General features: G+C 26.2%; 13 protein-coding genes. 1 reads left to right on the plus strand and 12 read right to left on the minus strand.

Going from position 1 to position 12,228, the window contains the following annotated elements:
* Positions 1–208 precede the first annotated feature (208 nt).
* Entirely contained in the window at positions 209–832 is a 624-nt protein-coding gene (gene ytaF, locus NG918_RS06800; RefSeq protein WP_252213851.1) for a sporulation membrane protein YtaF, read from the plus strand.
* A gap of 67 nt (positions 833–899) precedes the next feature.
* Here ytaF and NG918_RS06805 read toward each other — a convergent pair whose 3' ends face one another.
* The 12 genes from NG918_RS06805 to NG918_RS06860 form a co-directional block, all read right to left on the minus strand.
* A complete protein-coding gene (locus NG918_RS06805; protein ID WP_252225456.1) occupies positions 900–2,405 on the minus strand; it encodes a cobyric acid synthase in 1,506 nt (501 codons plus the stop codon).
* Positions 2,406–2,516: 111 nt separating this feature from the next.
* Complete coding sequence (gene cobD, locus NG918_RS06810) at positions 2,517–3,593, minus strand: threonine-phosphate decarboxylase CobD (RefSeq protein WP_252213855.1); 1,077 nt, start codon at positions 3,591–3,593, stop codon at positions 2,517–2,519.
* Positions 3,586–4,536 (minus strand): adenosylcobinamide-phosphate synthase CbiB, encoded by a 951-nt coding sequence (cbiB, locus tag NG918_RS06815; RefSeq protein ID WP_252213857.1) that lies wholly within the window; start codon positions 4,534–4,536, stop codon positions 3,586–3,588. Before cbiB ends, cobD begins: the two co-directional genes overlap by 8 nt.
* Positions 4,537–4,571: 35 nt before the next feature.
* The gene (locus NG918_RS06820; protein ID WP_252213859.1) at positions 4,572–5,180 is read right to left on the minus strand and encodes a histidine phosphatase family protein; all 609 of its coding nucleotides are present in this window, start codon (positions 5,178–5,180) and stop codon (positions 4,572–4,574) included.
* Positions 5,173–5,553, minus strand: a complete 381-nt coding sequence (locus NG918_RS06825) for a bifunctional adenosylcobinamide kinase/adenosylcobinamide-phosphate guanylyltransferase (RefSeq protein ID WP_252213861.1) — start codon at positions 5,551–5,553, stop codon at positions 5,173–5,175. Before NG918_RS06825 ends, NG918_RS06820 begins: the two co-directional genes overlap by 8 nt.
* A gap of 257 nt (positions 5,554–5,810) precedes the next feature.
* The gene (locus NG918_RS06830; protein ID WP_252213863.1) at positions 5,811–6,569 is read right to left on the minus strand and encodes an adenosylcobinamide-GDP ribazoletransferase; all 759 of its coding nucleotides are present in this window, start codon (positions 6,567–6,569) and stop codon (positions 5,811–5,813) included.
* Positions 6,570–6,577: 8 nt separating this feature from the next.
* Positions 6,578–7,132, minus strand: coding sequence for a bifunctional adenosylcobinamide kinase/adenosylcobinamide-phosphate guanylyltransferase (locus tag NG918_RS06835; RefSeq protein ID WP_252213865.1), 555 nt, complete (start codon positions 7,130–7,132; stop codon positions 6,578–6,580).
* A gap of 1 nt (position 7,133) precedes the next feature.
* On the minus strand, positions 7,134–7,664 hold the full coding sequence (locus NG918_RS06840) for a cob(I)yrinic acid a,c-diamide adenosyltransferase (RefSeq protein WP_252213867.1): 531 nt from the start codon (positions 7,662–7,664) through the stop codon (positions 7,134–7,136).
* 291 nt (positions 7,665–7,955) lie between these two features.
* The gene (locus NG918_RS06845; RefSeq protein WP_252213869.1) at positions 7,956–9,527 is read right to left on the minus strand and encodes an ABC transporter permease/substrate-binding protein; all 1,572 of its coding nucleotides are present in this window, start codon (positions 9,525–9,527) and stop codon (positions 7,956–7,958) included.
* Between the two features lie 2 nt (positions 9,528–9,529).
* Entirely contained in the window at positions 9,530–10,657 is a 1,128-nt protein-coding gene (locus NG918_RS06850) for an ABC transporter ATP-binding protein (RefSeq protein ID WP_252213871.1), read from the minus strand.
* A gap of 105 nt (positions 10,658–10,762) precedes the next feature.
* The gene (locus NG918_RS06855) at positions 10,763–11,389 is read right to left on the minus strand and encodes a GntR family transcriptional regulator (RefSeq protein ID WP_252213873.1); all 627 of its coding nucleotides are present in this window, start codon (positions 11,387–11,389) and stop codon (positions 10,763–10,765) included.
* Positions 11,390–11,567: 178 nt separating this feature from the next.
* On the minus strand, positions 11,568–12,068 hold the full coding sequence (locus NG918_RS06860) for a hypothetical protein (RefSeq protein ID WP_252213875.1): 501 nt from the start codon (positions 12,066–12,068) through the stop codon (positions 11,568–11,570).
* Positions 12,069–12,228: the final 160 nt, after the last annotated feature.

Raw genomic sequence — 12,228 nt, forward strand, 5'->3', positions numbered from 1 at the left:
TTAGCATTCCTAAGTTCAATTACTCCGCTCACTTTGCTTATGCATATATCAACACTCTGCTAAAACAGAGCCTAAATAAAAAATACTAATCTTAGATAAATTTAATCATGTAATATTTATTACATTTCACTCACATTTTGTAACTAATATCGTATTTCTTCATAATATAAAATATATATAAGTATGTATTAGTTATCGAGGTATTACTATGCTTGAATCAATTTTATTAGTATCATCTATCTGTATAGATTCTTTTGTTGCAAGCATTGCTTATGGTACATCTAAAATTAAAATCCCGCCAATATCTGCTTTAATAATAAATTTGGTATCTACATGTACACTAGGTATTTCCTTATTACTTGGAGCTATCGTAAAAAAATTTTTACCAGGTAATCTGCCTATGTTGATAGGATTTGTTCTTTTAATGGGACTGGGTATATATCGTTTATTTGAATGCATATTTAAATCTTATATATCTAAGTGCTCTCAAATAGATACCCCTTTAACATTTAAATTATTTGATTTTAAATTTGTACTTGAGGTTTATGCTGATGAGACAAAAGCTGACTTTGATAAATCAAAAACTTTAAGTCCAAAAGAATCATTTTATCTAGCTCTTGCACTTTCATTAGATAGCTTAGCAGTTGGATTTGGTTCTAGTTTGACAAGTATAAATTATATTCAGGTCATAATTCTTAGTTTCATAATTGGCTTTTTAGCTGTATCAATTGGTGTTATAATTGGTAAAAAATTAGCTGACAATATAAACGTTGAACTCTCCTGGCTATCTGGCGTGCTTCTTATAATACTAGCTATTATAAAATTTCTATAAATCCTATCTATGAAAGAGCTATATCAAAATAATTCATAAAATTATTTTAATACAGCTCTTTTATATTTTAAATACCCATTATTTCTTTTATTTTGTTTACATCTATATTTTCTGAAAACACTTTTGCTAATTTTTCATATTGCTCATTTTTATAATCAGATATCTTATTTAATTCATCATCTTCTGATAAATTAAAATTGTTATTCTTCTTTAATGCATTAATAAATGCATTAGTAAATTCCTCCGAATCAAAAATTCCATGCAAGTAAGTTCCTGCAACAGATCCCTCTTTATCACAAACTCCAATGACTTTTCCTTTAGAATCCTTTATAAATGGTTTTACATTTTTTCCAACTTTACTTATCCCATTGTGTATTTCATATCCTACTAATGATTTATTTTCTATTTCATTAATATCTTTTAAATTTGATACTACTTGAGCCTCAACTTGCTTAGTTACTTTTCTTTCATTAAATCTAGTCTTTATATCAAGTAAACCTAATCCTTCTTCTTGAAAAGTATTTCCTTCTACACCCTGTTGATCAAGAAGTAACTTTCCTAGCATTTGATATCCGCCACAAATTCCCAATACTAATGTGCCATTATCATGCAATTTAATTATCTCATCTGCAAGTTTACTTTCCTTTAAGATTCTCAAATCTTCAATTGTATTTTTAGTTCCTGGTATAATAATCACATCTGGATCTTTTAAATACTTTGTACTTTCTACATACCTTATATTAACTCCATTTATTCTGTTAAGTACATTAAAATCTGTAAAATTAGACATATGAGAAAGTCTTATTATAGCTATATCTATATTTTTTCCTTCAGTAGATTCTTTATTACTTATCTTTTCTGTAACACTATCTTCATCCTCAATATCAAAGTATTCATATGGCATTACTCCAAGAACAGGTATTTTTATTATGTCTTCCAATTGTTTTACACCAGGTTCAAAGTATTCTTTCTTTCCTCTAAATTTGTTTATTATAACACCTTTAACTCTTTGTCTTTCATTTTCTGTTAGCAACTGAAGTGTACCAACTATTGTGGCAAACACTCCACCCCTGTCAATATCAGCAACTAATACAACTGGTGCATCAACACTTTCAGCCATATTCATATTAGCTATATCACTGTCTTTTAAATTTATTTCAGCACAGCCTCCAGAGCCTTCTAATACTATTAATTCATACTCATTACTTAGTTCATCATATGATTCTTTTACAATACCTTTTAACTTCTTGTTTAGTTCTTTGTATTTATAAGGTTCTATATTATCATAAACTTTTCCATTTACTATAACTTGAGTATGTCCTCCACTTGGTTTTAATAATATAGGGTTCATTAAAGCACTAGGTTCTATTTTAGATGCTTCAGCTTGTACGACTTGAGCTCTTCCCATTTCCGCACCATCTTTGGTTACATAGGAATTCAACGAGATATTCATTGCTTTAAAAGGAGCCACTTTAAACTCTTCATTTTTTAGCACTCTACATAGTGCTGCTACTAAAGTACTCTTTCCTACTGAAGATGCTGTACCTAAAAACATTATATTTTTTTTATTCATACTACCCTCCAAAAACATCTTTTGCAGTTTTTAACATAATACTTTAACTGCTTATTTTATTATTAAATATCCATAGTTATCTAAAATCTACTTTTCTATTATTTAAAAATTCTATTCATTATTACCAAGTATATTTTTTATACAAGAAATTAATTTAGTATTATCTTCTCTACTTTTAACTGCTACTCTATAATAATATTCATTTAAACAATCGTAGTTACTACAACTTCTTATTAAAATATTGTGTTTTAGTAGTTCTGATTTTAAATTAATATCTAAATTGCTTTTAAAAAATATAAAATTCACACTAGGCTCATATACCTTTAAGCTTTTAAACGTCTTTAGACTATTATATAGGAAAGCTTTCTCTTTTTCCATATATTGTATTGTTTTTCTCATATAATTTTTATCTTGTAAAGAAACTCTCGTTGCTACATCTGCCAGTGTATTTATATTCCAAGCTGGAGTTATCTTATAAACTTCACTTGTAAAATCCTTATTTGAACATAAACCATATCCTATTCTCAATCCCGGTATAGCAAAAAATTTAGTAAGCGACTTTAGTATAATTAAATTATCAAAAGCCTCTATAGTATTAACCATTGAAAAATCTCCTATTGTAAAATCCATAAAAGATTCATCAATTAAAACTTTACTATTGTTCTCTTTAGACTTTATTAAAATTTTCATTAATAATTCTCTATTCGTTAATACTCCTGTTGGATTATTAGGATTACATATAAAAACCAAGTCAATTTCTTCTGTAATTTTATCTAAAATATCCTCACATATTTTAAAAGAATTATTTTCACTCATTTTATATAATTCAACTTTTGAATTTACACATTCTACAGCTTCTTTATATTCTGAAAAGGTTGGCACAGGTATTAATACTTTTTTAGGATTTAATGCTTTAACTATATTAAATAGCACTTCAGCAGCACCATTACCTAACATTAAATACGATTTATCAATTTGTTCATATTCAGATATTGATTTTTTTAATTCCATGTAACTTATATCAGGATATTTTTTAATATCATCCATTGAATCTATTATAGCTCTCTTTACTTCATTTGACATACCTAAAGGATTAATATTAGATGAAAAATCTATTATATTATTATAATCAATTCCCTTTTGTCTTGCTATTTCTTTTATATTTCCACCATGTCCTATATTAGCCATAGATATGTCCTCCAATAAAAATTAATATGATTGATAATATGTATGATAAAATAGTACTACAATAAAGTACTTTTGACGTTTTATCTACATCCAAAATCTCTATTTCCTTAATACTATCTCCTATAGTTTGTTTTTTGACTAATTTTCCAAAATAATAGTTTGCTCCCCCAAGTTGAATTCCTAATATGCCTGCCATTGCAGCTTCTGGATGAGCGCTATTAGGACTTGAATGATTATATCTATCTCTTTTATATATTTTAAAACTACGTTTATAATCATATCCTAAAATCATAGCTGATAATACTATTAAAATTCCTGTAATTCTTGCTGGAATATAATTAAATACATCATCTAATTTTGCAGAAAAGTATCCAAACTCCATATATTTATCATTTTTATATCCAAACATAGAATCTAAAGTATTTACTGATTTATATGCCATAGCTAATGGTGCGCCTCCAAGTCCTGCATAAAAAATTGGTGCTATAATCCCATCTGACATATTTTCTGCAATTGTCTCTATCACGGCTCTTATAATATCTTGTTTATCTAAATTTTCAGTGTCTCTTCCTACTATAAAGGCTAATTGCTTTCTAGCAGCATTAATATCATCTTTCCTTACTAATGAAATAACCCTATATCCTTCTGTCACTAATCCTTTAGCAGAAATACAGAAATATATTACTACTCCACCTAAAAGTATACCTAAATACTTATTAAAATCACTTACAATCTTTAATATAAAAAAGTTAAATAAAAATGTAGTACTTATAATTATTAACCAAGTAATAAGGCCACCTATCTTTAAATAATTCTTAAATAACTTTCTAGATATTTTTTCTAATTTACTGGCAAAATTTCCAATTATTCTAACGGGATGTATCGGATTTTCTGGATCTCCAATTATTAGATCCAAAATAAATCCAATAGTTAATTCTATCATTCTATAAACCACCCTTAATCTTTTGAATTTTAAAATTACATCTTAAAAATTTCTTTAACACTTGTTATTTCTACATCATTTTCTAGTGATATTATAAGTTTATATCCATCTCCACCTTGTGGTTGCCACTCTATAAAGCTTTTTTTATTGTCATATAATTCTTCTAATAACATTCCTATAGTGCCTCCATGCAAAACAGCTAATGCACTTTTAATATTTTCATTACTCAATTCACATATTAAATTAAAAAAGCCTTTTAATATTCTTTCTTTAAATTCTTTTTTACTCTCCCCATTAGGACATTTAACTTCTCCAACCTCATCCATAATCCATTCTTGATATTTAGGATTTTCTTTTAAATCTTCATAAGATTTTAACTCAAATTCACCAAAATTATATTCACACAATTCTGGTACTAAATAATATTCTTCATTTGGATATAAAATTTCAAAAGTTTCATTAGCTCTCTTTAAACCACTAGTAAAATATTTTTCACATAAAGGATATATATAGTTTTTCTTCTTATCTATAAGATCTATAATACCTTCATCACATAATGAGACATCTGTTTTGCCATAATATAATTTTTCTTTATTACAATATGTCTTCCCGTGTCTAATTAGGTACAATTCAATTTTACTCATCTTTTAATACTTCCTCCAGTCCAAAAAATATTCTACATACCTTATTTGAATTTTGTGATAAAAATTGTAGTACTTTTCCACATTCTTCTCTCCATAATCTATCTTCTCTATTTAAAGGTACGATTCCAGAGCCTATTTCATCGCATACAATTATCTTATCCTGAAGAATATCTAAATTTTCTTTTATTATCTCTAAAGTATCAATTTTTTTTAAAACACAATCTTTTATAAACATATGTAATCCCATTATAACTTTATATGAAAAATCTAAATTCGAATTATTGCAATAAAATAAATCTTTATTTTCTAAGTTATATTTCTTTTTAACAAATTCATTTTTTCCATTATATGCTCCACCATAAATTAAAATCATATCTCCTATTTCCTTTCATTGATACCTTATATAAGTATTCACATAATGTTAGAACAAAGTGGCTGTACCAACCTTTTTTTAGTTAAGAGTGGATAATTGAAAGTTGAAAGTTTTTGTTGAAAGTCCTAAAGACTTTCTGAAAAAGTATTATATTTGAAAAATTCCATCAAAGAATTTTTTTCCTCAACTCTCCACTCTTCACTCTCAATTCTCAACTCTTATTTACTTTAACTTAGATTTTATCAGCTTTTCATTCTTTAAAAAAATATACATGCTGAAAACAGTCCTACTAATTCTCCAACAACAAGAGAAAATCCTGCTACATCACCAGATATTCCACCAAATTCATTAATGCATTTTTTCACACATAAGCTTATAGCCACTGCAACAATTAGTAAAATTGCTATTCCAGTATATCCAAGTATAATTCCAAACAATATACATACCAAGACTAACTCTAATATTAAAATAACCTTGTCTTTAATGTTTGTCCCTTTTGTAAAATAGCTTCCTAATGTACTTTCTTTAATTGTAATTATAGTAATAAAAAAATATGCTACTATATTTCTACTTATTATAGGTAAAAATATCAATATATATGGATTTTTATTATATTCTAAAAATGAATAAACTGCACCAAATTGTATAAAAAATAAAATAATAACAGATATAACTGAAAATGCTCCTGTTGTAGAATCTTTTAATATTCTTAATTTTTCTTCTTTATCTCTTCTTGATAAAATAGCATCACATACATCCATAAATCCATCTAAATGTAACATTCCAGTAATTATGAATGGTATTATCATTATTAATGCACTTTTTAAAACTATAGATATATTTAAATAATTTATTAATTTATATCCTAGAAACCATACGCATCCTACAATAAGGCCTATAATTGGATAACACTTCATCATGTTTTTAGCTCCATCTTCATCCCATTCTACATATGGCATTGGAATTATAGTAAACATACTTAAAGACATCATAAACCCTTTAAATAAATTTTTCATCTCTTTATTTATCCCTTCTTAGCTAATTCACTTAATAAATTATTTCCTTTATGTACTTTTACATTACTAAAGCTACATTCAATAACTGTATCACATATCTTAGCTAGTTCTTTATTTATTTTACCAAGTTCTCTCTTATAATTTTCACTTATCTCATCATATTCTATAGAATCATTAAATATGTAGTCTGATATAATTACAACATTTTTAACAGTATCTATTATTTCTTTAATATTACTTATTATTTTTAATGAAGGACATTTTATTATATCATTTTTTATAAACATTTCATTAGTTAAAAGTGAAGTTATACTATCAATTAAGATTGTATCTTTTTCATTTATATATTTTATTGTTTCATTTAAATCTCTAAATTGTTCTAAAGTAACAAAACCTAATCCAAATCTGCTAATAATATGTTTTTCTATTCTTTTTTTATCTTCATCATCATAAGGACTCATAGTAGCTATATATATAACCTTATCTTTATTTAAAGATAAAGCTATTTTTTCACCTGTGTTAGATTTGCCACTTTTAGATCCCCCTATTATTAAACAATTCATATTACTTTTCTATTCCTATTCTTGATTTAATACCTTTTTTATAAGGATGTTTTATTGCTTGAATTTCAGAAACATAATCTGCAAGTTCTATTAATTTTTCATTTGGATTTCTTCCTGTTAATACTACTTCAAGACCTTTAGGTTTACTCTTTAAAAAATCTATAACAATATTTAAAGGTATCAATTCTAAATTAGTGGCTGCAATAATTTCATCTAATATAAGAATATCAAAATTTTCTTCTATAGCTTTTAAAGTTAAATCTTTAAACCTTTTTTCATGTTCTAATTTTGTGTGTTTTTGTTCTTCCTCTGTCATAAATTTAAAAAACTTTTTAACAGGTTCTCCCTTTACTATTTGAAAATTTTGTCCAATTTTATCTATAGAAATTAATTCACCTGTATTATTATCTTTTAAAAACTGAGTAAGAAGTACTTTTTTATCTCTTCCTGCACCTCTCATACCGAGCCCCATAGCTGCTGTAGTTTTTCCTTTTCCATCTCCACAATAAATATGTATCAGTCCTAAATCCATTCTCTTCATTCCTCACTTTTTGTTATAAGTTTTAAGTACTTTATAATTTTAAGTTTTCTATATAATGAAAAGTTCTTATATCTAAAATAGTCTTTTAATAGAATTACCTAACTTTTAACTATACTCACTTAGCATTTATATATTAGATATCTTATCATTATATTATATAAATTATATGTATTAAATTCAAAATAATTATAACATAAGCCAATGATATATTAATTAATATCATTGGCTTATTTATCTTTTCCTTAATCATATTATTTTATTATATATGTCTTTATAAAAATTTTATAGCAAATTATTTTCTTTTAAAAACTCTATTGCAACATCTTTTGGATCTTTTCTTAACTCATCTACTTGATAATTTAAATCTATCATTACTTCATTAGTTAATAAAGGTGCTATCTCTTCAACTATAGGAGTTATTTCTGGATATTTTTCTAATGTTTCTCCTTTAACTAGTGGTATAGCATAGTATGGTGGAAAGAACTTTTTATCATCTTTTAAGACAGCTAAATCAAATTTCTTTAATAATCCATCAGTTAAAAATGCATCTATAACATCACTTTCATTATTCATTAATGCTGTATATTTGGGACTTCCATCAATTCCAATTTCATCTTTAAAGTTAAAATTATATGTTCTTTTTAATCCAATAATTCCATCTTCTCTATTAAGAAATTCTAGACTTGGAGATATTGTTAACTCATCTCCTACTTTTGCAATATCACTTATTGTTTTTAAATTATATTTTTCAGCAGTATCTTTCTTAACTGCTAAAGTGTAAGTATTATTAAATCCCATTTGGTTTAATACTTCAATATTAAACTTATCTTTAAAATCAGTTTTAACTGTGTCATAAACCTTTTCTACATCAGATATAGGTGTATATTTTAATGTATCTCCATAGCATGTACCACTATAATCCACATACATATCAATATCGCCACTTTTTAACGCAGAAAAACAAATTTGTGTGCCTCCAAGAGCACTTTTACGTTTAACAGAAATATCTGTATTTTTCTCTATAGCTTCAGAAAAAATATTACAAAGTATCTCTTGTTCTGTGTAATCCTTACTTCCAATTGTAATGGTCTTACCATTGCTTTTAGCTGATATATTAGTTACTATAAATATTCCTAATATTATACAAGCTGTAAGTGCAAGAATACTTTTTTGTCTTTTATTCTTTTTTACTTTGGAAATTCCTTGTTTAGAATTTCCCTTTTGAATACTTACAGGTGTAACTAAATTTTCAATTAATCCAAATAAAAAATCAACTGCTAATGCTAATATACACGCTGGAATTGCACCTGCTAAAATTTGATAATTATTAACTGTTCTTATTCCTGAAAATACTAAATATCCTAGTCCCCCTCCACCAATGAAGGCAGCCATTGTCATAAGACCCACTGCTGTAACAGCAGATATTCTAACCCCTGACATAATAACAGGTAAAGCTAACGGTAATTGAACTTTTACTAAAATTTGAAACTTTGTAAGTCCAATTCCTCTAGCTGCCTCTAGTGTCAGTGGATTTATACTTTTAATTCCTGTATTTGTATTCTTTATTATTGGCAAAAGTGAATATAAAACAACCATTACAATGGCTGGTGTTGTTCCTATCCCTAAAAACGGTATTGCAATCCCTAAAAGTGCCATGCTAGGAATTGCCTGAATTATATTAGCTATTGCTATAACAGGCTTGTTCATTTTCTTTATATAACTTATACATATACCTAATGGCATTGCAATTATAATTGCTAATCCTACAGATACTGAAGTAAGTTTTATATGCTCAATCAATAACATAAAAATTTGAGATTTAGCTTCCATTAAATAATTTAAAAATCCCATCATTTTTATTCCACCTCCTCAGTATCTAAAAATTGCTCACTTAGCGTTGTAACTAAGCTACTTTTCGTTATTATACCTTTTAAGCATCCACACTCATCAACAACTGGTAATCTTGATATTTTATTTTCTTTAACAAGTTCCAATATATCTATAATTGTATCCTCTGGAAATGCCTTTATAAAATCAGAATTCATTATATTTTCTACTGGTATACTTCTATCCATATTATTTTGTATTTGTTTAGCTGTAACAATTCCTAAAAGATGATTAAATTTATCAATTACCATTAAGCTATCAACTTTTGAACTCCTCATCTTTTCCATACACTTTAGTAATGATATATTTTTATAACAGGTAATAGGATTATCAATCATTATATCTTTTACCTTTATAAATTCTGGTGAAGACCATATTCTGTTTTTTCCAATAAATTCACTTACAAAATCATTGCATGGATTTTTAAGTATGTTTTCTGGAGTATCATATTGAATTATTCTTCCTCCATTCATTATACAAATTTTATCTGCTATTCTTATAGCTTCATCCATATCATGTGTAACAAAAACAATAGTTTTTCTTAATTTAGATTGTAAATCAATTAATTCATCTTGAAGCTGTAAACGTGTTATAGGATCTAATGCACTAAAAGGTTCATCCATTAATATTATTTCTGGATTTGTTGCAAATGCTCTTGCAACACCAATTCTTTGTTGCTGACCACCACTAAGTTCTGTTGGATAACGATCTAAATATTCCTCAGCATTCAATCCTACCATATCCATTAATTCATAAGTTTTCTTTTCAATATTAGCTTTTTTTACTTTTTCTAGACGCGGGATTATTTCAATATTTTCTCTAATAGTCATATGAGGAAACAATCCTGTTTGTTGAATAACATATCCCATATTTCGTCTTAATTTTATGACATCCTTGAATCCAATATTTTCACCATCAATTAAAATTTTACCTGAAGATGGTTTAATAAGGCTATTTATCATCTTTAAAGTGGTAGTTTTACCACAACCGCTTTCACCAATAATACTTACTAATTCTCCTTTATCTATTTTAAAAGATACATCCTTTAAAACAGTTTGATTTTTAAAAACTTTACTCACATTTTTAAATTCTATCACTGAAAAACCTCCTCTTTTTGCAAAGTAACAACTTTATTGTATCATAAAGTTGTTACTTTTGGCAAAAAAATAAAGACAACAGAATAATTGTCTTTATTAAAATCCTTATGGATACATAAAATTTTGTACTCTTTCATAACAGTCTTCATCACCCACGAAATAAAATATATCTCCTTCTCTAAAAATTGCATATGGCCCTGGAGACATCACTAAAGACTCCCCTCTCTTTATTGCAATTATAGTTGCAAAAGTATTATGCCAAAAATTAATTTCAGATATATTTTTTCCTATATATGGCGTATTTTTATTAATATTTATTTCAAATGGTATGAATGGATTTATAGATTTAAACCTATCTGTTTTATCTATTAAATCTAATAAATGTTCTTTGAGATATTTATTTTCTTGTGTTTGACGTTCTATACTTCCTAATATTTCTTTTTTTAAGTCATTCACTGTTTGAATATCTTCATATTGCTTTACAAATTTAATTGCATTTTGACATGATTTTATTGTAACTCCACTACCCTTAGCTGTATCTACAATTTCCATATCAGATAAAATACAAATAGCTCGTCTAGCCGTTTCTGATGAAACACTATATTGAGCTGCTAATGCTGAACGTGCATATATTTTTTCTCCAACTTTATAATGTCCATTTGCTATTTTTGAAGCAATATCTGCTGCTATTTGTTGATATACAGGGCTTACTATTTTTAAACTTCTTTTCATTTCCATATCCTCTTATTAAGTGTATTTAGCTATTAAATACACTTAATAAGAGATGTTGTATTTAATAACTTTTCAACATGTATTCTACCATAATAAATTTATTTATTCTATTTATAAAAGTATTTTGATTTATATTTTAATAATTTTTTAAAATTACATATCATAATATAACCTTATATTATGGAATAAATGTATAACGACTAATTAAAGCAGCAATAAATATCAATAAACTAGATATAAAACTATCATATGCTCTTGTAATTTCTTTTTTATCTTTGCTTGTAGATGATATTTTTTGAAATTGTTCCCAATTAATACATAAGAAAACTGCCGATGCATAAATATTTAACATGTTTGCATTCTTAGGATTGTCAGTTTTATCAAGAAGATTTTCAGCATAATTAGTACCATTTATTTTATCTATTAGTTTAGCTCTTTGCCAAAAAAGGAAATCCATATTTTGGAGTATAGCTATAATAATAACGAATAGTGCATTTATTGATAGATTAATAATCTTTAATTGTTCTAACAATTCAGGAATGTTAATATCTGAAGTTGTATCCTCAGTTTGATTTGTACTTGAATCATTATTATTTTCGTTATATTCATTTGTATGTTTAAATTTAATGTCAGATTTATTTATATTATTGGAATTTGTTTTCTTATTATTTCTGATCATTATCTCACCCACATTTAAATACTATTAATCCATTAGAATTTAATAATTAATCTATATTTTAAATGAATGATGATATTTTAAAACACAGACATCAATTAAATTTGGTACTATATTATTTAATGTATGTTTAAGTAATAAAAATGATTTTATTACTTAAACA

The organism is Clostridium sp. ZBS2, assembly GCF_023845855.1.
GTDB classification, from domain to species: Bacteria; Bacillota; Clostridia; order Clostridiales; family Clostridiaceae; genus Clostridium; species Clostridium aquiflavi.

Excerpts from the sequence above, each read along its gene's own strand:
- ytaF (WP_252213851.1), top strand. The coding sequence starts at position 209 with ATGCTTGAATCAATTTTATTAGTATCATCTATCTGTATAGATTCTTTT.
- NG918_RS06805 (WP_252225456.1), bottom strand. The coding sequence starts at position 2,405 with ATGAATAAAAAAAATATAATGTTTTTAGGTACAGCATCTTCAGTAGGA.
- cobD (WP_252213855.1), bottom strand. The coding sequence starts at position 3,593 with ATGGCTAATATAGGACATGGTGGAAATATAAAAGAAATAGCAAGACAA.
- cbiB (WP_252213857.1), bottom strand. The coding sequence starts at position 4,536 with ATGATAGAATTAACTATTGGATTTATTTTGGATCTAATAATTGGAGAT.
- NG918_RS06820 (WP_252213859.1), bottom strand. The coding sequence starts at position 5,180 with ATGAGTAAAATTGAATTGTACCTAATTAGACACGGGAAGACATATTGT.
- NG918_RS06825 (WP_252213861.1), bottom strand. The coding sequence starts at position 5,553 with ATGATTTTAATTTATGGTGGAGCATATAATGGAAAAAATGAATTTGTT.
- NG918_RS06830 (WP_252213863.1), bottom strand. The coding sequence starts at position 6,569 with ATGAAAAATTTATTTAAAGGGTTTATGATGTCTTTAAGTATGTTTACT.
- NG918_RS06835 (WP_252213865.1), bottom strand. The coding sequence starts at position 7,132 with ATGAATTGTTTAATAATAGGGGGATCTAAAAGTGGCAAATCTAACACA.
- NG918_RS06840 (WP_252213867.1), bottom strand. The coding sequence starts at position 7,664 with ATGGATTTAGGACTGATACATATTTATTGTGGAGATGGAAAAGGAAAA.
- NG918_RS06845 (WP_252213869.1), bottom strand. The coding sequence starts at position 9,527 with ATGATGGGATTTTTAAATTATTTAATGGAAGCTAAATCTCAAATTTTT.
- NG918_RS06855 (WP_252213873.1), bottom strand. The coding sequence starts at position 11,389 with ATGAAAAGAAGTTTAAAAATAGTAAGCCCTGTATATCAACAAATAGCA.
- NG918_RS06860 (WP_252213875.1), bottom strand. The coding sequence starts at position 12,068 with ATGATCAGAAATAATAAGAAAACAAATTCCAATAATATAAATAAATCT.